Below are 21,472 nucleotides of genomic sequence, written 5' to 3' on the forward strand. Positions count from 1 at the left end.
CCCCGTCCGTCGTCAGGGGACGCCGGCGCCGGGCGCCGAGGCCCGGCTCGTCTCACCCTGTGGCGTTCGTCCCAGCATGCGGACCCGGGGTTTCGCGAGGTGGGCATCCCGGGTTAGATTCCTCGGCATGACCACGGCCGCGCCCCGCTACCTCACGACCACCCGTCGTGGGATGTCGGCGCGCCCCTGCCTGCGCATGCGCATGTGCAGCTGTCAGTGCTGCTGTCGCTGATCGCGCCCCACCTCAGCCCCACCCGCACCCGCGGACCTGAGCACCGGCGCGCGCCGTCGGTCTCGGCCCACCCCTGCTGAGCCTTCGTCGTCGCGCGTCCCGCCCCCGAGGACCCGAGGAACCCCCCAGAGATGACGACGCAGACCACCCCCGCCACGCAGGACCCCGCCGACGCACCCGCGCGCCCCGCTCGTCCGGCCCGCGCCGCGCGACCGAACGGCCAGTGGAAGATCGACGGCACGACCCCGCTGAACCACAACGAGGAGTTCAAGCAGGAGTCCGACTCCCTCGCCGTGCGCGAGCGGATCGAGAACATCTACGCCCACGAGGGCTTCGACTCCATCGCCGACGACGACCTGCACGGTCGTTTCCGCTGGTGGGGCCTGTACACCCAGCGCAAGCCCGGCATCGACGGCGGCCGCACCGCCACGCTGGAGCCGCACGAGCTCGAGGACCGCTACTTCATGCTCCGCGTGCGCACGGACGGCCAGGCGCTCGACCCGGCCGCGCTGCGCGTGCTGGGCGGCATCTCGGCCGACTACGGCCGCGGCAGCGCCGACATCACCGACCGGCAGAACATCCAGTACCACTGGATCGAGGTCGAGAGCATGCCGGACATCTGGCGCCGCCTCGACACCGTGGGCCTGGAGACGACGACCGCCTGCGGCGACTCGCCCCGCGCGTTCCTCGGGAGCCCGGTCGCGGGCGTCGCGGCGGACGAGATCATCGACCCCACCCCGGTGATCCTCGAGATCAAGAAGCGCTACATCGGCGACCCGGAGCTGGCGAACCTGCCGCGCAAGTTCAAGACGGCGATCACCGGGCACCCGAGCCTCGACGTGGTCCACGAGATCAACGACATCTCGCTCGTCGGGGTGCGCCACCCCGAGCTCGGCGCGGGCTACGACCTGTGGGTCGGCGGCGGGTTGTCCACCAACCCGCGGCTCGGCGAGCGGCTCGGCGTGTTCGTCACCGCCGAGCAGGCGCCCGACGTCTGGCACGGCGTCATCCGGATCTTCCGGGACTACGGCTACCGCCGTCTGCGGAACAAGGCACGCCTGAAGTTCCTGCTCAAGGACTGGGGCACCCAGAAGTTCCGCCAGGTCCTCGAGGACGAGTACCTCGGCTACGCGCTCCCCGACGGTCCCCCGCCCGCACCGGCCACACGGCCCGGCGACCACGTGGGCGTCCACGAGCAGAAGGACGGTCGGTTCTACGTGGGCGCGGCGCCCGTCGTGGGACGGGTCGGGGGCGGCACGCTCACCGGGCTGGCCGACCTCATCGAGTCCGTGGGAGCCGAGTCCGCGCGGCTCACCGCGCACCAGAAGGTCGTCATCCTCGGGGTGCCCGCCGACCGGGTGGACGACCTGGTCGCCGGCCTGGAGCCGCTCGGGCTGACGGCGCGGCCCAGCCTGTTCCGCCGCTCGACCATCGCCTGCACCGGCATCGAGTACTGCAAGCTGGCCATCGTCGACACCAAGGACACCGCCACGCGCGTGATCGGTGAGCTGGAGCAGCGGCTCGGCGACATCGAGGACCGCCTCGGCAAGCCCATCGAGCTGAACGTCAACGGCTGCCCCAACTCCTGCGCCCGGATCCAGACGGCGGACGTCGGCCTCAAGGGCCAGATCATCACCGTCGACGGCGAGCAGGTACCCGGCTTCCAGGTGCACCTGGGCGGCGGGCTCGTCGACGAGGGCCGCGAGGCGGGCGAGCTCGGCCGCACCGTGCGCGGGCTCAAGGTCCCGGCCACGGAGGTCGCCGACTACGTCGAGCGCGTCGTGCGCCGCTACGAGTCCGACCGGGACGGCACCGAGACGTTCGCCCAGTGGGCGCACCGGGCGGACGAGGAGGCCCTGCAGTGACCGCCGTCTCCGTCGCCCTCGGGGTCGGCCCGAACGCCAGCGGCGCACCCGCGCCGGCCAGCTCCTCGCTGGCCGGTGCCGCCGCGGCGGCCAAGCGCCGTGCCGCGGAGCGGGAGCAGTCCCGCGCCCGACGCCGCGCGCGCGTCGACGGGCGCGAGCGTCGCCGCCGCTCGGACTCCGAGCTGAGCCAGATCGCCGCCCGAGGACGCCGCGAGCTCGGCGGCTCGGGGATCGGCTCGGCGGACGAGGCATCCGCGCACGAGGTCATCGCGTGGGCCGTCGAGCAGTTCGGCGACTCCCTCGCCGTCGCGTCCTCCATGACCGACTCGGTCCTGGCCGCGCTGGTCAGCGAGCAGCTGCCGTGGGTCGACGTCCTGTTCGGCGACACGGGCTACCACTTCGCCGAGACGCTGGGCACCCGCGACGCGGTCGCGCACCAGCTCGACGTGACGGTCGTGGACGTGCGCCCGCGCCTCAGCGTCGCGGAGCAGGCCGAGGCCTACGGTCCCGACCTGTTCGCCCGCGACCCCGAGGCGTGCTGCCGCATCCGCAAGGTCGAGCCCATGCGGGACATCCTCACGGGATACGAGGCCTGGGCCACCGGCGTCCGCCGCGCGGACTCCGGCTCGCGCGCCTCGGCCGAGCTCGTCTCCTGGGACGCGTCGAACAACCTGGTGAAGATCAACCCGATCGCCGCCTGGTCGGACGACGAGCTGGTCGGCTACGCGCTGGCCAACGGGCTCACCGTCAACCCGCTCCTGAACGACGGGTACCCGTCGATCGGCTGCGAGCCCTGCACGCGCCGGGTCGCCCCGGGCGAGGACGTCCGCGCCGGCCGCTGGTCCGGCGTGGACAAGTCCGAGTGCGGCCTGCACATCTGAGGCTGCGAGGATCAGCGCTGTGAGCGACCTCTACCCCCTCGGCCTGCGCGTGCGCGGCCGGCTCGTCGTCGTCGTCGGCGGCGGGCCGGTCGCCGCGCGCCGGGTGCGCGGCCTCCTCGACGCCGGTGCCCGGGTGCGCGTCGTCGCGCCCGCGCTCGCCGGTGACCTCGCCGAGCTCGCGGCGGCCGACGCCGTCGAGCACCGCGCACGCGAGTACGCCCCCGGCGACCTCGACGGCGCGTGGCTCGTCCACACCGCGACCGGCGTCCCGGCCGTGGACGCCGCCGTGGCCGACGACGCCGAGGGCCTCCGCACGTTCTGCGTCGTCGCCGCCGACGCCGCGGCCGCCTCCGCCTGGGTCCCGGCGTCCGCCACGCTGGCCGAGGAGCAGGTCGTCGTCGCGGTGCACGCCGGGCGTGACCCCCGCCGGGCCGTGCGGCTCCGCGACGGGATCGCGGCCGCCCTCGAGGCGGGCGAGCTGCCGCTGCGCCGGGTCCGTCCGCGCGGTGCGGACGGACCCGGTGCCACGCCGGCTCACCCCGGGCGGGTGACCCTGGTGGGCGGCGGGCCCGGCGCACCGGGGCTGGTCACGGGCCGCGGTCGCCGCCTCCTGGCGAGTGCCGACGTCGTCGTCGTGGACCGGCTCGGGCCGCGTTCGCTGCTCGGGACGCTCTCCGACGACGTCGAGGTGATCGACGTGGGCAAGACCGCGGGCAACCACCCCGTGCCGCAGGAGCGCATCAACGAGCTGCTCGTGGAGCACGCGCTCGCCGGGCGCGACGTCGTGCGCCTCAAGGGCGGCGACCCCTACGTGTTCGGGCGCGGGGGCGAGGAGCTGGCCGTCTGCCGCGCGGCGGGGATCGACGTCGAGGTGGTGCCCGGGGTGACGTCGGCCGTCTCGGTGCCCGCCGCCGTCGGCATCCCGGTGACGCACCGCGGCGTCGCCGGCGGGTTCAGCGTGCTCACGGCGCACGAGGCGGTGGCCCACGTCCCCGGAGGGGCCGACCACACGCTCGTGCTGCTCATGGGGGTCACCCGGCTGGCCCGGACGGCGGAGGCGCTCGTCGCCGCGGGGCGGCCGGCATCGACGCCGGTAGCCGTCGTGGAGGACGGCTACGGCCCCCGCCAGCGGGCCACCTTCGGGACCCTGGCGGACATCGCCGGGCGTGCCGCGGACGCCGGGGTGCAGCCGCCGGCCGTCACCGTGGTGGGCGACGTCGTGCGCCTCGCGCCGGGCTGGACCGCTCACACCGCCGACGACCGGTCCGTGAGCACCTCGTGACACACGGTCACGCGGACGTCACCCCGGTGTTCGATCCGGCGCGTAGCGTGGCGAGCATGGCCGCACCGACACTCCTCGCCATCTCCCACGGCACCTCGTCGCCCGTCGGCGCCGGCGCTGTGGCCACCCTCGTCGACGCCGTCGCCGCACGACTGGCCGACGAGGCGCCCGTGCACGCCGGGTTCGTCGACGTCCAGCAGCCCGACGTGGCGACCTGCCTCGACGGGCTGCGCCAGGAGCGCACGGTGATCGTGCCGCTGCTGCTCTCCGCGGGCTTCCACGTGCACGTCGACCTGCGGCACGAGATCGACGACGCCGTCGGTGCCGGCATCGACGTGCGCCTCGCCGGTGCCCTCGGCCCGGACCGCCGGCTGATCGACCTGCTCGAACGCCGGCTGACCGAGGCCGGCCTGGCCGCCGGCGACGTCGTCGTGCTCGCCGCCGCCGGCTCCTCGGACGCCCGGGCCGTGACCGACTGCGAGCGCACGGGAGAGCTGCTCGCCGACCGCACCGGGCACCCGGTGAGCGTGGGCTACATCGCCAACGCCACCCCTCGGGTGCCGGACGTCGTCGCGTCGGTGCGGGCGGAGCACCCCGGCGCACGCGTGGTCACGGCGAGCTACCTCATGGCGCCGGGGTACTTCCAGACGCTGGCCGAGAAGGCCGGCGGGGACGTCACCACCGGCCCGCTGCTGCCGGCCGACGGCGAGGCGCCCGAGGAGATGGTCGACATCGTGATCGAGCGCTACCGCGCGACCCGCCCGGCCTAGCGGCTCAGAGCAGGCGGCGCGCCGCGGCCCACCGCGTCAGCTCGTTGCGGTTCGACAGCTGGAGCTTGCGCAGCACCGCCGAGACGTGGGTCTCGACCGTCTTGACCGAGATGAACAGGTCGCCCGCCACCTCCCGGTAGGTGTACCCGCGGGCGATGAGCCGCATGACCTCCTGCTCGCGCTTGGAGAGGCGGTCGAGCTCGTCGTCGGCCACCGCGACGTCCCCCGCGGCGGTGCCGAACGCGTCCAGCACGAACCCGGCGAGCCGTGGCGAGAACACCGCGTCACCCGCGGCGACCCGCAGGACCGCGCCGGACAGGTCGGACGCCGAGATGTTCTTCGTGACGTAGCCGCGCGCGCCGGCGCGGATGACGGAGACGACGTCCTCCGCGGCGTCGGAGACCGACAGCGCGAGGAACCGGGTCCCGGCCAGCAGGTCGGCGCACCGCCGCACCACCTCGGCGCCACCGCCGCCGTTGCCCCCGGGGAGGTGCACGTCGAGCAGGACGACGGGCGGCTTCTCCGCGTGCACGACGGCTACCGCCTCGTCGACGTCGGCGGCCTCCCCCACGACGCGCACCCGCCCGTCGAGGCTCGCTCGCACTCCCGTGCGGAACATGTGGTGGTCGTCCACCAGGACGACGGGGACAGGGTTCTCGCTCACGGGTGGGCTCCTTCGTCGGCTGTGGTGTCGTGGGTGTCCGCCGCGCCGGCAGCCGGCGGCGCGTCCGGGGTCCCGGCGCTGTGCTCCCGGCCCGCGTCCCGCGGCACGGACAGCCGTACCTCGGTCCCCCACCCGGGCCGGCTGACCACCTCGGCGGTGCCGCCACGACGGCGCACCCGCCCGCAGATGGACTCGCGCACCCCGAACCGGTCCGGGGCGATGTCGTCGAGGTCGAACCCGTCGCCCCGGTCGCGCACGAACACGTCCGCGGCCGCGTCCGTCACCTCGAGGTAGACGGTCACCGGCGGGGCACCGTGCACGACGGCGTTGACGAGGGCCTCGCGCGTGGCCTGCAGCAGCGCGTGGGTCGTGGCGGTCGGCGGGCAGTCCCCGACGGCGACCAGCTCGATCTCGACCGCACGGCCGTCCTCCACCTCGGCGACGAGGTCGCGCAGGTCCGTCGCCAGTGAGGTGCCCGGCGCCTGCCGGTCGTCGTAGAGCCACTCGCGCAGCTCACGCTCCTGGGCGCGGGCCATGCGCGCGACCTCGTCCGCGTCGTGCGCGCGGGCCCGGATGAGGGCGAGGGTCTGCAGCACGGAGTCGTGCAGGTGGGCGGCGATGTCGGCGCGCTCGGCCTCCCGCTCGCGTGCGGCGCGCTCGTCGCCGAGCTCGCGCACCAGGCGCAGCCACCAGGGCGCCAGCACCAGCGCGACGCCGACCAGCACGGCCAGCGACGCCAGCGTCACGGTGAGCAGCTCGGCCGGAGGCGTGCCCTGCACGAACAGCAGCAGCACGCCCGCCGTGACGAGGACCAGTCCGCCGATCAGCCGCAGCAGCGTGCTGGAGCGCGACGGCGACGCGCCCGTCTCGCGGGAGCGCTGCACGGCGTCGAGCTGGCTCCACGCCAGGCCCGCGCCCCCCGCGACGACGAGCAGCGGCAGCCACATCGTCGGCAGGTCCCAGCCCGAACGCAGGGCGACCAGGAGCGCCGCCACGACGAGCAGCGCCACCCCGATGCCGACGTCGCGCCGCGAGAGCCCGGCGACCGGCCCGCCACGCCGCAGCCGCGGCGCGAGCCGGGCCAGCGCTGCCGGCCGAGCCTCCTGCGCCACGTCGCGCGGGTCGCCCGCGGGCACGGTGAGCCACCAGAACACGTAGAGCGCCAGGCCCATGCCGCCGAGCAGGAGCAGCACCACCATGACCAGCCGGACCAGCCGGACGGAGACGCCCAGGTGCGCCGCGACCCCGGCGCACACGCCACCGATCCACCGCCCCTGCCGGGGACGGCGCAGCGGCAGCCGCACGGGCGTCGGGATCGTCGTCACCCCCTGATCGTGGCACGTCAGGGACGCCTGCGGTGCGAGATCCGGGGTTCGCAGCGGTGGTCTCAGGGTCGGTTCAGGGGTACACCCCATGGTTCCGCGGGCACCGGGGGGCCAGCATGGAGACATGACCACGAACGACACCCCAGGCCCGGACACCCCGGGCGGTGCCGCCGGACCCGGCGGCACGGACGGCGCCGCCGCGCCGCCACCCCCTGCGCCGCCGTCCCGACCGGCCGGCGACGGGTTCTTCGACTCCGTGCGCCGTATCGGCGTCACCCGCTCCGACGACCGCTGGGTCGGTGGCGTCGCCGCCGGCATCGCGGACCGGTTCCGCCTCGACCCGCTCCTCGTGCGCGGCCTGCTGATCCTCAGCTTCTTCGTCGCGGGCGCGGGACTCGTCCTGTACGGCGTCGCCTGGGCGCTGCTGCCCGAGCGGTCCGACGGGCGGATCCACCTCCAGGAGGCCATCCGCGGCACGTTCGACGTCGCCATGGTCGGCGCGGGCATCACCACCCTGCTGGGCCTGATCTGGGGCGGCGGCTTCTGGCCGTGGTGGGGCGGACCGGCCGAGTGGGTCTCCGTGCTGCTGTGGATCGCGTTCTGGGTCGCGGTCGTGTGGCTGATCGTCAAGCTGGTGCGTTCGCGCAGCCAGTCCCCCCGCCCGGTGCCGCCGTCCGCCGCACCCGGCTACCCGACGGGCGCCCCGCCGTCGGCACCCTTCCCGCAGGAGACCGGCATGAGCCCGTCCGAGCCCTTCACCCCCGCGCCCCGCGCCTCCTACGTGCCGGCCGCGCCGCCGGCCGTCGGCGTCGGCGCGACCTCCTCGACCGCGTACGCGGCTCCGCCGACCCCGCCCGTGCGGCCGGGCGTCCCGCAGTACGCGGCACCGCCCGCTCCGCCGGCGCCCGCCGTGCCGCCGGCCCCACCCGCCCCGCGGCCACGCCGCACGGTCGGCGGTGGCACCGTCGGCGCCGTCGTCGGTCTCGTGCTCCTGGCCGGTGCCGCCCTGCTCGTGGCGGACCGCGTCCTCGACGTCACCCTGCCGCTGTGGCCCGTCTGGGTCGGCACCGCCGTCGTCGTCGTCGGGGTGGGCATCGTCATCGGCGGCCTGCGTGGGCTGCGCGGCGGTTGGCTGACCGTCCTGGCGTGGTTCGGCATCGTCACGGCGGCCACCGCGTGGTCGTTCGCGTCCGAGGACGACCCGTGGCCCTGGGACGAGCCCCAGGTCACCACGATGTCCGGGACCGTGATCAGCCAGGGCACCGTCACGCCACGGTCGGTCGCCGCGGCCGAGGACGGCATCCGCGTGCAGTTCGGCGAGGCGGACATCGACCTCACGCAGCTCGACCTGTCCGGCGTCACCCCGGACGACCCGGTCGAGGTCCCCATCGACATGACCGCGGGCCGCACCGTGGTGGAGATCCCCGCCGACACGGCCGTCGAGATCTCCGCCGACGTCAACGCCGGCAACCTCGTGATCGACGTGGACGACCAGCGCGCGGTGACGTCCGGCTTCACCGGCGGCCCAGCCGACTACCAGACCGACGAGGTCGCCGAGCTCGGCGGCGCCGTGCTGCAGCTCGACATCGAAGCACGTGCCGGCGAGATCGTCATCAAGGAGGAACGATGAGCACCGACCCCCAGCCCCGACCCGACGGCCCCGAGCACGACGAGCGCATCACCGACGGGGAGGTACCCGCCACGCAGCAGCTCCCGTCCGGAGAGGTACCCGCCACGCAGCAGCTCCCGTCCGGGGAGGTGCCGACGACCGCGTCCCCGCGCTCCTCGGCTCGCGCGTCGGAGGACCCGCTCGCCGTCTTCGACGAGCCGGCGCGTTCCGCTGACCCGGCACCCGCCACGGACGTGCCGGCCGGCTCGCCGCCGCTGGTGCGCTCCGGACCGCGGACCACCACCATCGTGTGGGGGCTCGTCGTCGTCGCGATCGGCGTCGGCCTGCTGGCCCGCAGCGCCGGCGCGACGATCGACGTCGAGCTCGCGGCGATCCTGCTGCTGGGCGCGGCCGGCCTGCTGCTCGTCGTCGGTTCGGTGGCCGGTGGTGTCCGACGCCGCCGGCGCACGACCGCGGCCTGAGCCGGCCGCTGCACCGAGCACAGCGCGGGGCCCCACCGACCGGTGGGGCCCCGCGCCTCGTGCGTCCCGCGCTACGGAGACCTCAGGTGCGCGGCGGGTCCGTCCGGCCCGACGGCGGCGCGGCGTCGGGCCGGGTGGTGTGCCGCTCCGGCGGCGCAGCGGTGCCGGCCGACGACTCGGCGTGCCGGGGCGGGGCGGAGAGATCACCCTGGGACGTGCTGCCCGGCGTCTCCACCGCGACCGCCGGTCCCCCGGCGAGCTTGCGCAACGCGGCACCGATGAGGATGAACAGCAGCCCCAGGCCGATCACGAGCGCGCAGACGCCGAACGCCACGACCGACGTGAACAGCGACGCCCGCAGGAACGACGCGTTCATGACCGTCGCCCGCACGGGGTCGTCCTGGTCCAGCTCGGCGTAGGTCTGGCCGTCGGCCATCTCCAGCGCGTGCATGTCGATGACCTCCGCCTGGGCGTAGGCCGTGAACGGGCCGGCGACCTGCTGGCCCGCGAACATGTTCGCGTCGTCCGAGACGACGATCTGCTCGTCGGAGAGCGTCATCGAGACGACGATCCAGACGGCGACGCCGGCCAGGACGAGGACGATGCCGGCGATGATGGAGAACATGCCGATCCCGCGAACTCCCTTGGCGGGTCGGACCGTGACAGTGCTCGACATGGCGGTGCCTTCCGTCGGTCACGCAGTGGGTGTGATGCGGATCACCGCCAACATAGCGCTCCCGGCACGGACCGGCACGGGCAGGGCCCCAGGTCAGGGCGCCAGGTCAGGGCACCAGGGGCCCGCCGTCCTCACTCCCACTCGATGGTGCCCGGCGGCTTGCTCGTCACGTCGAGGACCACCCGGTTGACCTCGCTCACCTCGTTCGTGATCCGGGTCGAGATCACCGAGAGGACGTCGTACGGCAGGCGTGTCCAGTCCGCCGTCATGGCGTCCTCGGACGAGACCGGGCGCAGCACGACGGGGTGGCCGTAGGTGCGGCCGTCACCCTGCACGCCCACCGAGCGGACGTCCGCGAGCAGCACGACCGGGCACTGCCAGATGTCGTCGTCCAGGCCGGCCTTCGTCAGCTCCTCGCGGGCGATGGCGTCCGCCCTGCGCAGCGTCTCCAGGCGGTCCGCCGTGATCTCGCCGACGATGCGGATGCCGAGGCCGGGCCCCGGGAACGGCTGGCGGGCGACGATCTCCTCGGGCACCCCGAGCTCGCGACCGACGGCACGCACCTCGTCCTTGAACAGGGTGCGCAGCGGCTCCACCAGGTCGAACTGCAGGTCGTCGGGCAGGCCGCCCACGTTGTGGTGGCTCTTGATGTTGGCCGCGCCCTCGCCGCCGCCGGACTCCACGACGTCGGGGTAGAGCGTGCCCTGCACGAGGAACTTCACCTCGCTCCCGGCACCGTGCACGGCGTGCTCGTGGCTCTCGGCGACGATGTCGCGGGCGGCGTCCTCGAACACGCGGATGAACTCGCGACCGATGATCTTGCGCTTGGTCTCCGGGTCGCTGTGCCCGGCCAGGGCGTCGAGGAACCGCTGACGCTCGTCACGCACCACGAGGTTGACGCCGGTCGCCGCCACGAAGTCGCGCTCCACCTGCTCGACCTCGCCCTCGCGCAGCAGACCGTGGTCCACGAACACGCAGGTGAGCTGGTCGCCCACCGCCTGCTGCACCAGCGCGGCAGCCACCGAGGAGTCGACGCCGCCGGAGAGCCCGCAGATGACGCGGGCGTCGCCCACCTGCGCACGGATCGCGGCGACCTGGTCGGCGATGACGTTGTCCGGCGTCCAGTCGGGCTTGAGCCCGGCTCCGTCGTAGAGGAAGTGCTCCAGCACCGTCTGCCCGTGCGCCGAGTGCTTGACCTCCGGGTGCCACTGCACGCCGTAGAGCCGGCGGCCGGCGTCCTCGAAGGCCGCCACGGGCGAGCCGGACGACGTCGCGAGCACCTCGAAGCCCTCGGGTGCCGCGTGCACGGAGTCGCCGTGGCTCATCCAGGTGGTCTGGTGCTCCGGGGTGTCCGCCAGGAGCACGCCGGCCGAGCAGACCTCGACCTCCGTGCCGCCGTACTCCCGGGCACCGGTCTGCGCCACCTTCCCGCCGAGCGCCTGCGCCATCGCCTGGAAGCCGTAGCAGATGCCCAGCACCGGCACGCCCGCCTCGAACAGCTCCGGGTCCACGAACGGGGCTCCCGTCGCGTAGACGGACGACGGTCCGCCCGACAGGATGATCGCGGCCGGGTCCTTGGCGAGCATCTGCTCCGTGGTGAACGTGTGCGGCACGATCTCGGAGTAGACCTTCGCCTCGCGCACGCGCCGCGCGATGAGCTGGGCGTACTGGGCGCCGAAGTCGACCACGAGAACGGGCCGGGGCGTGGACTCGGAGATGGCGGCGGGAGACGTCACCGCACCAGGATAGTGGCCCGACGCCGGGCCTCGGACGCCCGTCCGCGCGTCAGGACGTCGGGTAGGTCACCTCGACGCGACGGTTCAGCGCCCGGCCCGCGGGGTTGTCGGCGCCGTCGACCTCGTTCTCCGCGACCGGGTCGTCCTCGCCGTGGCCGCGCACGGTGAACGAGAGGTCGTCCCGCTCGTCGCGCAGCACCGAGGCGACCGCCTTCGCGCGCCGCTCGGACAGCTCGTCGTTGTCGGCCGCCGAGCCGATGGAGTCGGTGTGCCCGTCGACGCCGACCTCGGCACCGTCGGGGATCTGCGCCGCGAGCTCGGCGACGGCCGTCCGGGCGGGACCGGTCAGCTCGGCCGAGCCGAACGCGAACAGCAGGTCGGAGGTGAGGGTGGTGACGGTGTCGCCCTCCTCCTCGACGGTCGATTCCAGCGTGGTGGTCGCGTCGTCCGGGCTCAGCGGGAACGTCGAGTCGTCAGCGCGCAGGAGGTGCGTCGCGTCGTCGGCGGCGAGGTCGACGACGGCGGCGGCACGCATCGCGTCCGTGATCTCGGTGCCCTCGATGCGCTCACGGTCCGCGGCGAGGTGCTCGGCCGCCTCCTCGACGAGCGCCGGGTCCGGCGTCGACGCGCCGGACGACGGCGACGAGCTCGGGTCGGTACCCGTACCCGCCGCAGCCGCCGCGGGACCGGCGACGACCAGGGCGACGGCCACGACCGCCGCGCTCCGGGGACGTCGCACCGTCACTCCTGGGAGCCGTCGAGGTAGGTCACCGTGGCGTCGGTGAACAGCGGGAGCCCTTCCGCCGGCGCGACGTCGAGCGTCGCGGGCTCGCCCTCCGGGGCGGGCAGGACCGCCCAGGCCTCGATCGTGCCGTGGTTGGGGAACTTGAAGCCGATGTTCTCGAGCGGCGACACGAGCATCGACTCGGAACACCTCAACCGCTCCAGGCTCGCGTCGGTGGCGCTCGTCGTGTCCGCCTGCCAGGCGCCTTCGGTGCAGTACGGCTTGTAGGCCTTGAGGGCGTCGCGGTCGGTCACGGTCGTCGACGGGACGACGCCCATGTCGTAGTAGCTGGCCCCGGCGTCGGCGGGCGCCTCGTCGTCGTCCCACCGCAGCGCCCAGCGCACGGTCATGTTCTCGCCGCCCACCTCCACGGAGCGCAGGGTGACCGTGACCTCACCGCCCCACGAGTCCCCGCCGCCGTGCGGTGTGGCGATGGTCTGCTCGCCCATGACCTGGTCCGCGACCGACGCGGTGCCGGGGTCGGTCACCACGGCCTCGGAGCCGCCGTCGGCGGCCGCCTGCGACCCCTCGGTCGCGCCGGCGGACGTCGGGTCGTCCGCGGTGCACCCCGCGAGGGCGACCACGGCGGCGATCAGCGGTACGGCGAGGCGGGCACGGGAGGTCATGGGGCTCCTCGGGTCGGTCGGGCAGGTGGTCGGGATCGTGCCACGCCCGTCCGCGTCCGACTCGGTCGCCCGGTGCGTGAGACGGCAGCCCGGTGGTCAGCGGACGCCGTACCGCTCGGCGAGCGCCGCCAGCTTCGTCTCGGCCTCGGCGTGCACCTTCTTCTCCAGGACGAACGACATGACCGGGACGACGCCGGCGATCACCATCGTGACCAGGCGGCCGTACCCCCAGCGCATCTTGGCCCACAGGTCGAGCACCGTGACGAGGTAGACGACGTAGACCCAGCCGTGCGCGAACGGCACCCACTCGAGGTAGGCCATGACGCCGTCGACGTCCACGAAGGAGCCGACGCCGTACTTGATGGTCAGCTCGACGCAGAGCACCAGGAGCATCGTGCCGGTCACCAGCGCCAGCCAGCGGTAGCGCGCCAGGGACCCGCGGGCCTTGCGGATCGCGGTGGCGGCCTGCTCGGAGGTCGGTGTCGGGGCGGCGGGCTCGGGGGCGGCAGTCACCCCCCGATGGTAGGCGGGAAAATGCGGTGCCCGATGTCGGTCGCGCGACCTACGCTCGAGAACTGTGCGACCCCTCCCCCTGCCCGACCCGGGCACCCCTCCCCTGACGTCCGCGTCACGGCTGCTCACCTGGCAGGCGTGGCGGCAGCGCGACGTCCTGCTCCGGTCGATGGCCGTGGGCACCGTCTCGATGCTCGCCGCCGGCAGCGCGCCGCTGCTGCTCGGCGAGGCCGTCGACTCGGGTCTCGCCTCCGGGTTCGGGACCGAGCTGTTGATGTGGTGCGGCTGGATGCTCGTCGCCGCCGCCGCCATCGTCGTCTCGGGCGTCTTCAGCCACAGCGCGGACGTGGAGAACTGGCTGCGGGCCGCGTTCTCGTTCTCGGGCCTGGTCGGGGACAAGGCCTCCCGCGCCGGCCACGCCATCACCCGGCGCCTGCCCACCGGCGAGGTCGTCGCCGCCGTCGCCAACGACGCGCTGCGTGTGGGCGACATGTTCGCGATGGCGGGGCGCTTCACGGGCGGCGTCGTCACCTACCTGGTGGTGGCGGCCTACATGCTGTCCCAGGACCTCGGGCTCGGGCTCGTCCTCGCGCTCGGCATCCCCGTCGTCGCGGCGGTCCTCGCCCTCCTGGTCCGTCCGCTGCAGGCACGCCAGCGCGTGCACCGCGAGTCCACCGGGCGCCTCACGGCGCTCGGTGCCGACACCGTCTCCGGGCTCCGGATCCTGCGCGGCATCGGCGGCGAGGAGGTCTTCGCCGGCCGCTACGCCCGGCAGTCGCAGGAGGTCCGGCGTCGTGGCGTGCGGGTCGCCGCCGTGCAGTCCGTGCTGGACGGGCTGCAGGTGCTGCTGCCCGGCCTGCTGGTCGCGCTCGTGCTGTGGCTCGGGGCCCGCGCCGTGGTGCGCGGTGACCTCACGAGCGGTCAGCTCGTCACGTTCTACGGCTACGCCGCGTTCCTCGCCTGGCCGGTGCAGATGGCCACCCAGATGCTGCAGATGACGACCAACGCGGTGGTCTCGGGCCGCAAGATCCTCGACGTCCTGCGGGTGACCGAGGCCACGCCGCAGCCCGCCGCCCCGGCGCCGGCGCCGCCGTCGGGCAGCGAGCTGGTGGACGAGACCAGCGGACTGGTGCTGCGCCCCGGCCGCGTCGTCGGGCTGGTCTGCGCCGACCCCGACGTCTCGGCACGGCTCGCGACCCGGCTCGCGAGGGTCGACGACGACGCCGAGGCCGCCACGCCCGTGACCCTCGGCGGGGTGCGGCTCGCCGCGCTGGACAAGGCGGCGCTGCGGCAGCGCCTCGTCGTCGCGGAGGCCACGCCGCACCTGTTCTCCGGGATCCTGGGCGAGGAGCTCGACGCGCGCGGGCGCGCGACGGAGGCCGAGCTCATGGCGGCCGTCCTGGTCGCCGACGCCCGCGACGTGCTCGACTCCGTGCCCGGCGAGCTGGCCGGCGAGCTGCCCGAGAAGGGCCGGTCGCTGTCGGGCGGCCAGCGCCAGCGGGTCGCCCTGGCCCGCGCCCTGCTCACCGATCCCGAGATCCTGGTGCTCGTCGAACCCACCAGCGCCGTGGACGCGCACACCGAGGCGCGGATCGCCGAGCGGGTGGCGGCGGCGCGGCGCGGCCGCACCACCCTCGTCGTCACGGCGAGCCCGCTCGTGCTCGACCACGTCGACGAGGTCGTGCTGCTGTCCGCCGCGGGGACCGTCGTCACCTCCGGCCACCACGGCGAGCTGCTCGCCCGCCCGGACGCGGACGGCGCCGCCTACCGGTCCGTCGTCGGCCGCAGCATGGCCGAGGAGCCCGACCCTGACGCCGCTGCTGCCGCCGGCGACGACCGTGACCCCACCCTGGAAGGAGCCGCGCGATGAGCGCCACCACCGCACCGCCGTCCGCGGCCGACCCGCGCCGCCTGCCCATCGCCGACAGCAGCGAGGTCCGGCGCACCGTCGGGCGGCTCTTCCGTCGCCACCGCGGGGAGCTCGGCGGCGTCGCCGTCCTGCACACCGTCGCGGCGGTCGCCGGTCTCGCCGGGCCGTTCCTGCTCGGCCGGTTCATCGACGAGGTCGCGGGCGGCACCACGACGGAGCGGGTCGACACGCTCGCCCTGGTCCTGGTCGCCGCCGTGGTCGTCCAGGCCGTGGTGACCCGGTTCGCGCAGCGCCTGTCCATGGTCTTCGGCGAGCGGGTGTTCGCCGAGCTCCGCGAGGAGTTCATGGACACCGTCACCCGCCTGCCGCTGTCCACGGTGGAGAAGGCCGGCACGGGCGACCTCGTGGCCCGCACCACCAACGACGTCAACAAGCTGCAGCACGCGGTGCGTTTCGGCGTGCCCCGGGTGCTGGTGTGCGTCGTCACCATCGGGCTCACCCTCGTCGCGTCGTTCCTGACCGACCCGCTGGTGGCGCTCGGGCTGCTCGTCGGCGTGCCGATCATCTGGGCGGCCACCCGGTGGTACCTGCGGCGGGCCACTCCCGGCTACCTGCGCGAGTCCGCCGCCTACGCCACGCTCAACGGCACCATCACCGAGGCCGTGGAGGGTGCGCGCACCACGGACCTGCTCTGGCTCGGGTCACGGGTGCGCCGGCGGCTGCGCCGTGACCTGTCCGAGGCGTTCGCCGCCGAGAGCTACACGCTCGGGCTGCGGCTGCGCCTCATCCCGTCGCTGGACACCGCCGTGGCGATCGCACCGATCGCCGTCGTGCTCTGGGGCGCCTGGCTCGCCTCGCAGGACCTCGCGAGCGTCGGCACCGTCGCGACCATCGCGCTGTACGCGCACCAGATGGGCGGACCCGTCTTCGACCTCGTCTTCTGGCTCGACGAGCTCCAGGTCGCCGCCGTCGCGCTCGCCCGCGTCGTCGGTGTCGGCCTGGTCGGGCCGGACCGCGTGACCTCGGGTGCCGTCCCGGCCTCCGAGGAGGTGCACGCCCGCGAGGTGCGGTACGCCTACCGGGAGGGGCACGACGTGCTCCACGGGGTCTCGGTGGACCTGCGGCCCGGCGAGCGGCTCGCCGTCGTCGGCCCGTCCGGCGCGGGCAAGTCGACGCTCGGCCGGATGCTCGCCGGCATCCACCCGCCCACCGGCGGCTCCGTCACGGTCGGGGACGTCCCTCTGGTCGACCTGCCGCTGGAGGACCTGCGCGGCCACGTCGCCCTGGTCACCCAGGAGCACCACGTGTTCGTGGGCACGCTCGCGGAGAACCTGCGGCTGGCGGACCCGGCCGCCTCCGACGACGCGCTGCGGCAAGCCCTCGAGGCGGTCGACGCGCGCGCCTGGGCGGACGACCTGCCGGCGGGGCTCGCCACCGAGGTCGGGTCCGGCGGGCACCCGCTGAGCGCGGCGCAGGCGCAGCAGGTCGCGCTGGCCCGGCTCGTGCTGCTCGACCCGCACACGCTGGTGCTCGACGAGGCCACCTCGTTGCTCGACCCCCGCGCGGCCCGGCACCTCGAGCGCTCGCTCAACGCCGTGCTCACCGGCCGGACCGTCGTCGCGATCGCGCACCGGCTGCACACCGCGCACGACGCCGACCGGGTCGCCGTCGTCGACGCCGGCCGGATCGCGGAGATCGGCCCGCACGAGGAGCTGGTGGCCGCGGGCGGCGACTACGCCCGGCTGTGGCACAGCTGGCAGCACGAGGGCGGCGGCACCTCGTAGGCTCGGCGTGTGCGCAGCGCCCTCCCGACCGCCCCGTCCCTCCCGCCGCTGGTCGCGCCGGGTCCCGAGCTGACCGTCGAGCAGGTCGGCCGGTTCGCCCGGCACCTGTCCCTGCCCGGCATCGGCGTCGAGGGCCAGCGGCGCCTCGCGGCGGCGCGGGTGCTGGTGGTCGGCGCCGGCGGGCTCGGCAGCCCGGCGCTGCTCTACCTCGCCGCGGCGGGCGTCGGCACGCTGGGCGTCGTGGACGACGACGTCGTGGACGCCTCGAACCTGCAGCGCCAGGTGCTGCACGGCACGGCCGACGTCGGGCGCGCCAAGACGGCCTCCGCGCGCGACGCCGTGGCCGACGTCGCCCCGGCGGTGACCGTCGTCGAGCACCGCGAGCGTCTGACCGCGGCCAACGCGCTCGAGGTGCTGCGCGGCTACGACCTCGTGCTGGACGGGGCGGACAACTTCGCGACGCGGTACCTGGTCTCCGACGCGGCGGAGATCGCCGGCGTCCCTGTGGTGTGGGGAGGGCTCTACCGGTACCAGGGGCAGGTGGCGACGTTCTGGGCGGCGCCTCCGGCCGGGGCAGACGGCGAACCGCAGGGCGTGACGTACCGCGACGTGTTCCCCGAGCCGCCGCCGGCCGCGCTGGCTCCCGACTGCGCCACCGGTGGGGTGCTCGGTGCGCTGTGCGGCACCGTCGGGTCGGTCATGGCGACCGAGGCGATCAAGCTGATCACGGGTGCCGGCCGGACCCTGCTCGGGCGGCTCGCCGTCTACGACGCGCTCGACGTCACGTGGCGCCACCTCGACGTCCGGCCCGACCCGTCGCGGGAACCGGTGACCGCCCTGCCCGACGACGCCGCGTACGCCACGTTCTGCGGGCTCGGTCCGGTCGGGCCCGCCGCCGTCGAGGACGGAGCTGTCAGCCCCGCGGCGGTGGCCGCCCTGCGCGCGGCGGCTGCCGAGGGTGACGGCGTCGAGCCGTACGTCCTCGACGTGCGCGAACCGTGGGAGGTGGAGCTCGCCGCCGTCGCCGGCGCGGACCTCGTGGGGCTGGGCGAGCTCCTCGGCCCGGACCGGGACGGCGCCGTCCTACGGGTGGCCGAGCGTGCCCAGGGCCGCCCGGTGCACGTCCTGTGCAAGATGGGCGGTCGCGCCGCGCAGGCGGCCGCCGTGCTCCGGGAGGAGGGGCTGCCCGCCCGCGTCATCGCGGGCGGCATCCTCGCGTGGTCGCGCGACGTCGACCCGTCCGTGCCGGCGTACTGACCGGGGCTTCGTTCGGCAGTTCCAGCCTTGTTCGGCAGTTCAAGGTGCCGAACAGGGCAGGAACTGCCGAACAGGGCGACGTCAGAGGGCCAGGTCGAGCCGGCCCTCCGGCGACGACGAGGCCAGCGCACGCTCCCGCCGCGGGATCCGGCCCGCCCCGGCCGCCGCGTGCCCGGCCTCCACGGCCAGCCGCATGGCCCGGGCCATCCGCTCCGGGTCCGCCGCCCGCGTGACCGCGGTGGCCAGCAGCACCCCGTCGCAGCCGAGCTCCATCGCGAGCGCGGCGTCCGAGGCCGTCCCGATCCCCGCGTCGAGGATGACCGGGACGGACGCCGCCGCCGCGATCGCCTCGATGTTGCGCGGGTTCAGGATGCCGAGCCCCGACCCGATCGGCGCTCCCAGTGGCATGACGGCGGCACAACCGACGTCCTCCAGGCGCCGGGCGACGATCGGGTCGTCCCCGCAGTAGGGCAGCACCGTGAAGCCGTCGCGCACCAGCTCCTCGGCGGCCTCCACGAGGCCGAGCGGCTCCGGCAGGAGCGTGACGTCGTCGGCGATCACCTCGAGCTTGACCCAGTCGGTGCCGCAGGCCTCGCGGGCGAGCTGCGCGGTGAGCACCGCCTCGCGGACCGAGAAGCAGCCCGCGGTGTTGGGCAGCGCGCGGATCCCCAGCCGCTCCAGCAGCCCCCACATCGAGGTGTCCCCGGCCGCCGCGCCCGGCCCCGGCCGCGCCACCCGCCGCATCGCGACGGTGGTGAGCTCGGTGCCGGACGCCACCAGCGCGTCCTCCAGCGCGAGCAGGCTGGGCGCGCCGCCGGTGCCCATCACGAGGCGCGAGCCGAGCTCCACGCCGGCGATCGTCAGCATCCCCCTCACCCGCCCTGCACCGCGGTGACGACCTCCACGCGGGCGCCCGGGCCCACGGTGGTGGCCCCCCACGCACCGCGCGGCACCACGGCGTCGTCGAGCGCGACGGCGACGCCCTGCGGCACGCCGTCGACGACGCAGCCCGGCACCAGCCGGGCGACGAGGTCGGTCAGGGGCACCGGCGCGTCGAGCGGGAACGGCTCGCCGTTCACGAGGGCGTGCGGGGCGGGCAGGGTCTCGGCCATGTCTCAGGCTCCTTCGAGGACGGGGGCGAATCGGTCAGGGGCGGCGTCGGCGAGCGCCGCCGGCAGGGCGGCACCGGTGAGCCCCGCGACGACGGCGTCCGCCGTCAGCGGCGCGAGGAGCACGCCGCCGCGGTGGTGGCCAGTCGCCAGGTGCAGGCCCGGCGTGGCCGACGGCCCGACGAGCGGGAGGTTGTCGGGAGTCGCGGGCCGCGCCCGCAGCGTCGCCTCGACGAACGCGGCCTCGTCGAGGGCGGGTACGAGGGCGCGGGCGTCACGCAGGAGCGCGAACACTCCCCCGGCCGACGGACGGCGGTCGTCCGGGCCCTCCTCGCTCGTGGCACCGATCACGACCTCCCGGTGCTCCGGCGTCGTCCCCGGCCCGGACCCGGTGCCCGGCTGGCGCGGCACCACGTAGACCGGGCGACCCTGGACCCGGCCGCGCACCACGTGCTGGGGAGCCGTCCCGGGCGGTGCGTCGAGCCGCAGGGTCTGCCCCCGCACCGGACGGACGGGGACGTCGGCGAGGCCGGCGGACCGCCACCCGGCGGCCAGCACGACGGCACCGGCGCGGTGCAGCGTCCCCGCGTCGTCGTGGACACCGACGACGGCGCCCCGGTCGCGCTCGAGGCGGAGGGCGGCGTGGCGCACGACGGCGGCCCCGGGCTGCGCGTGCAGGGCGACGTCCAGCGCGGCATGCGTCGCCCGGGGGTCGGCGACGTGGTCGCCCGGGACCCAGGCGGCACCGGCGACCCGGTGCCCGAGCAGGGGTTCGCGGCGGCGCGCCGAGGTGCCGGTCAGCTCCGTGGGTTCCAGGCCGAGCTCGGCGTGCAGCGCCAACCAGCGCCGCAGTTGCGCGACGTCGTCGGCGTCGTAGGCGGCCACCAGCGTGCCCGCCTCGCGCAGGCCGGTGTCGAGGCCGGTCGCGCGCCGGAGGTCCGCCGCGAACCGCGGCCACGCGGCGAGCCCGGCCATGCCGAGGCGGGCGAGCGCGGACTCGCCGAACCAGGACTCGCTCACCGGCGCCAGCATCCCGGCGGCGGCGTGCGTGGCCCCGTCACCGGGGCGCGGGTCGAGCAGCGTGACGGTCAGGCCGGCCCCGACGGCGCGCCAGGCCACGGCCGCGCCGACGATGCCGGCGCCCACGACCACCACGTCCGGCGACGTGCCCGACGTCCTCATGCGTGCTCCCTTCGCTGGCATGACCCAGATCAGGTTCGACGGTCGGCGGACCTCGCCCTCTCAGCCCTGGCTCAGGGCTCCCGTGCTGCGCCCCACCCTACTGCCGCGTGGCTACGCTGGCCGCCGTGCCCACACCTGCCACGGCGCCCGCCGACCCCCGCGCCCGCCTCGCCGACGCCCGCCTGTACCTGTGCACCGACGCCCGCTCGTCGCCCGCCGACCTCGAGGACTTCCTGCACGCGGCCCTGCGCGGCGGCGTCGACGTGGTCCAGCTGCGGGACAAGACGCTGGACGTCGCGCGCGAGCTGGAGCTGCAGGACCTGGTGGCGCGCGTCGCGGGGAGCCACGGAGCCCTGTGGGCCGTCAACGACCGGGCGGACGTCGCCTCGCTGACCGGGGCGCCGGTGGTCCACATGGGTCAGGGCGACCTGCCGACCGGCGGGGTGCGGCGCCTGCTCGGGGCGGGCCCCGTGCTCGGGCGCTCCACGCACTCCGCGGAGCAGGCCGCGGCCGCCGACGCCGACCCGGGCGTCGACTACTTCTGCGTGGGCCCGCTGTGGGCCACCCCCACCAAGCCGGGGCGCACCGCCGTCGGGCTCGACCTGCTGCGCCAGGTCGCCGCGTCGGAGCCGGCCACCCCGTGGTTCGCGATCGGGGGCGTCGACGGGGCCCGGCTGGACGCGGTGCTCGACGCCGGGGCGCGCCGCGTCGTCGTCGTCCGGGCGATCACCGAGGCGCCGGACCCGGAGCGGGCCGCCCGGGCGCTGCGCGAGCGCCTCGCCGGCTAGCGGCCCAGCCCTCCCCCCAGCGCTGTGGGTGCACGAC

20 protein-coding genes and 1 riboswitch are annotated in these 21,472 nt (G+C 75.4%); of the genes, 10 read left to right on the top strand and 10 right to left on the bottom strand.

Going from position 1 to position 21,472, the window contains the following annotated elements; translation table 11 throughout:
* Positions 1–363: 363 nt before the first annotated feature.
* From MWU57_RS13645 to MWU57_RS13660, 4 genes are read left to right on the top strand one after another with little or no spacing between them, the layout of a single operon-like run.
* Positions 364–2,097: a nitrite/sulfite reductase gene (locus MWU57_RS13645; protein ID WP_246909755.1), complete on the top strand. Its 1,734-nt coding sequence runs from the start codon at positions 364–366 to the stop codon at positions 2,095–2,097.
* Positions 2,094–2,978: a phosphoadenylyl-sulfate reductase gene (locus MWU57_RS13650; RefSeq protein WP_106267137.1), complete on the top strand. Its 885-nt coding sequence runs from the start codon at positions 2,094–2,096 to the stop codon at positions 2,976–2,978. The genes MWU57_RS13645 and MWU57_RS13650 overlap by 4 nt, the downstream gene beginning before the upstream one ends.
* Before the next feature lie 10 nt (positions 2,979–2,988).
* On the top strand, positions 2,989–4,260 hold the full coding sequence (cobA, locus tag MWU57_RS13655) for a uroporphyrinogen-III C-methyltransferase (protein ID WP_374108559.1): 1,272 nt from the start codon (positions 2,989–2,991) through the stop codon (positions 4,258–4,260).
* Between the two features lie 56 nt (positions 4,261–4,316).
* Entirely contained in the window at positions 4,317–5,030 is a 714-nt protein-coding gene (locus MWU57_RS13660; protein WP_246909760.1) for a sirohydrochlorin chelatase, read from the top strand.
* Positions 5,031–5,034: 4 nt separating this feature from the next.
* Here the strand turns inward: MWU57_RS13660 and MWU57_RS13665 are convergent, their stop codons facing one another.
* Both MWU57_RS13665 and MWU57_RS13670 read right to left on the bottom strand, forming a co-directional pair.
* Entirely contained in the window at positions 5,035–5,694 is a 660-nt protein-coding gene (locus tag MWU57_RS13665; protein ID WP_308221181.1) for a response regulator transcription factor, read from the bottom strand.
* The gene (locus MWU57_RS13670) at positions 5,691–7,019 is read right to left on the bottom strand and encodes an ATP-binding protein (RefSeq protein ID WP_243400936.1); all 1,329 of its coding nucleotides are present in this window, start codon (positions 7,017–7,019) and stop codon (positions 5,691–5,693) included. Before MWU57_RS13670 ends, MWU57_RS13665 begins: the two co-directional genes overlap by 4 nt.
* Before the next feature lie 124 nt (positions 7,020–7,143).
* Between MWU57_RS13670 and MWU57_RS13675 the strand changes: the two genes are divergently transcribed.
* Together MWU57_RS13675 and MWU57_RS13680 are read left to right on the top strand one after the other, a co-directional pair.
* Complete coding sequence (locus MWU57_RS13675; RefSeq protein ID WP_246909761.1) at positions 7,144–8,649, top strand: PspC domain-containing protein; 1,506 nt, start codon at positions 7,144–7,146, stop codon at positions 8,647–8,649.
* Complete coding sequence (locus MWU57_RS13680) at positions 8,646–9,110, top strand: hypothetical protein (RefSeq protein ID WP_246909763.1); 465 nt, start codon at positions 8,646–8,648, stop codon at positions 9,108–9,110. The genes MWU57_RS13675 and MWU57_RS13680 overlap by 4 nt, the downstream gene beginning before the upstream one ends.
* 82 nt (positions 9,111–9,192) lie before the next feature.
* Here MWU57_RS13680 and MWU57_RS13685 read toward each other — a convergent pair whose 3' ends face one another.
* From MWU57_RS13685 to MWU57_RS13705, 5 genes are all read right to left on the bottom strand, one after another.
* Positions 9,193–9,786: an aromatic ring-opening dioxygenase LigA gene (locus MWU57_RS13685; RefSeq protein WP_308221182.1), complete on the bottom strand. Its 594-nt coding sequence runs from the start codon at positions 9,784–9,786 to the stop codon at positions 9,193–9,195.
* A 131-nt stretch (positions 9,787–9,917) separates the two neighbouring features.
* A complete protein-coding gene (gene guaA / locus MWU57_RS13690) occupies positions 9,918–11,522 on the bottom strand; it encodes a glutamine-hydrolyzing GMP synthase (protein ID WP_106267149.1) in 1,605 nt (534 codons plus the stop codon).
* A 49-nt stretch (positions 11,523–11,571) separates the two neighbouring features.
* A complete protein-coding gene (locus tag MWU57_RS13695) occupies positions 11,572–12,261 on the bottom strand; it encodes an OmpA family protein (protein ID WP_308221183.1) in 690 nt (229 codons plus the stop codon).
* A 2-nt stretch (positions 12,262–12,263) separates the two neighbouring features.
* Positions 12,264–12,932, bottom strand: coding sequence for a hypothetical protein (locus MWU57_RS13700; protein ID WP_246909765.1), 669 nt, complete (start codon positions 12,930–12,932; stop codon positions 12,264–12,266).
* Between the two features lie 96 nt (positions 12,933–13,028).
* Positions 13,029–13,445: a DUF3817 domain-containing protein gene (locus tag MWU57_RS13705; protein ID WP_106267155.1), complete on the bottom strand. Its 417-nt coding sequence runs from the start codon at positions 13,443–13,445 to the stop codon at positions 13,029–13,031.
* A 64-nt stretch (positions 13,446–13,509) separates the two neighbouring features.
* Here MWU57_RS13705 and MWU57_RS13710 point away from each other — a divergent pair, with 64 nt between their 5' ends.
* Genes MWU57_RS13710 through MWU57_RS13720 form a run of 3 tightly spaced genes read left to right on the top strand, consistent with a single transcriptional unit; the run spans position 13,510 to position 18,356 of the window.
* Positions 13,510–15,315, top strand: a complete 1,806-nt coding sequence (locus MWU57_RS13710; RefSeq protein ID WP_246909767.1) for an ABC transporter ATP-binding protein — start codon at positions 13,510–13,512, stop codon at positions 15,313–15,315.
* Positions 15,312–17,099, top strand: coding sequence for an ABC transporter ATP-binding protein (locus MWU57_RS13715; RefSeq protein ID WP_246909770.1), 1,788 nt, complete (start codon positions 15,312–15,314; stop codon positions 17,097–17,099). Before MWU57_RS13710 ends, MWU57_RS13715 begins: the two co-directional genes overlap by 4 nt.
* A gap of 9 nt (positions 17,100–17,108) precedes the next feature.
* Entirely contained in the window at positions 17,109–18,356 is a 1,248-nt protein-coding gene (locus MWU57_RS13720; protein ID WP_246909773.1) for a ThiF family adenylyltransferase, read from the top strand.
* 81 nt (positions 18,357–18,437) lie between these two features.
* On the opposite strand, the gene MWU57_RS13725 is transcribed toward MWU57_RS13720, so the two are convergent.
* From MWU57_RS13725 to thiO, 3 genes are read right to left on the bottom strand one after another with little or no spacing between them, the layout of a single operon-like run.
* A complete protein-coding gene (locus MWU57_RS13725; protein ID WP_246909775.1) occupies positions 18,438–19,223 on the bottom strand; it encodes a thiazole synthase in 786 nt (261 codons plus the stop codon).
* A 5-nt stretch (positions 19,224–19,228) separates the two neighbouring features.
* Positions 19,229–19,468, bottom strand: coding sequence for a sulfur carrier protein ThiS (gene thiS, locus MWU57_RS13730; RefSeq protein WP_106267165.1), 240 nt, complete (start codon positions 19,466–19,468; stop codon positions 19,229–19,231).
* 3 nt (positions 19,469–19,471) lie between these two features.
* Positions 19,472–20,647: a glycine oxidase ThiO gene (gene thiO / locus MWU57_RS13735; protein ID WP_246909778.1), complete on the bottom strand. Its 1,176-nt coding sequence runs from the start codon at positions 20,645–20,647 to the stop codon at positions 19,472–19,474.
* A 4-nt stretch (positions 20,648–20,651) separates the two neighbouring features.
* Positions 20,652–20,733, bottom strand: a riboswitch (TPP riboswitch).
* 39 nt (positions 20,734–20,772) lie between these two features.
* Between thiO and thiE the strand changes: the two genes are divergently transcribed.
* Positions 20,773–21,435 (top strand): thiamine phosphate synthase, encoded by a 663-nt coding sequence (gene thiE, locus MWU57_RS13740; RefSeq protein WP_246909780.1) that lies wholly within the window; start codon positions 20,773–20,775, stop codon positions 21,433–21,435.
* Positions 21,436–21,472: the final 37 nt, after the last annotated feature.

Source organism: Isoptericola sp. S6320L, from assembly GCF_023015685.1.
Classification (GTDB): Bacteria; Actinomycetota; Actinomycetes; order Actinomycetales; family Cellulomonadaceae; genus Isoptericola; species Isoptericola halotolerans_A.

What these genes read in the sequence shown, in the direction of transcription:
- thiO (WP_246909778.1), bottom strand. Translation starts at nt 20,647, where the DNA reads ATGAGGACGTCGGGCACGTCGCCGGACGTGGTGGTCGTGGGCGCCGGC.
- MWU57_RS13715 (WP_246909770.1), top strand. Translation starts at nt 15,312, where the DNA reads ATGAGCGCCACCACCGCACCGCCGTCCGCGGCCGACCCGCGCCGCCTG.
- MWU57_RS13660 (WP_246909760.1), top strand. Translation starts at nt 4,317, where the DNA reads ATGGCCGCACCGACACTCCTCGCCATCTCCCACGGCACCTCGTCGCCC.
- MWU57_RS13675 (WP_246909761.1), top strand. Translation starts at nt 7,144, where the DNA reads ATGACCACGAACGACACCCCAGGCCCGGACACCCCGGGCGGTGCCGCC.
- MWU57_RS13725 (WP_246909775.1), bottom strand. Translation starts at nt 19,223, where the DNA reads ATGCTGACGATCGCCGGCGTGGAGCTCGGCTCGCGCCTCGTGATGGGC.
- thiS (WP_106267165.1), bottom strand. Translation starts at nt 19,468, where the DNA reads ATGGCCGAGACCCTGCCCGCCCCGCACGCCCTCGTGAACGGCGAGCCG.
- MWU57_RS13700 (WP_246909765.1), bottom strand. Translation starts at nt 12,932, where the DNA reads ATGACCTCCCGTGCCCGCCTCGCCGTACCGCTGATCGCCGCCGTGGTC.
- MWU57_RS13685 (WP_308221182.1), bottom strand. Translation starts at nt 9,786, where the DNA reads ATGTCGAGCACTGTCACGGTCCGACCCGCCAAGGGAGTTCGCGGGATC.
- MWU57_RS13680 (WP_246909763.1), top strand. Translation starts at nt 8,646, where the DNA reads ATGAGCACCGACCCCCAGCCCCGACCCGACGGCCCCGAGCACGACGAG.
- MWU57_RS13645 (WP_246909755.1), top strand. Translation starts at nt 364, where the DNA reads ATGACGACGCAGACCACCCCCGCCACGCAGGACCCCGCCGACGCACCC.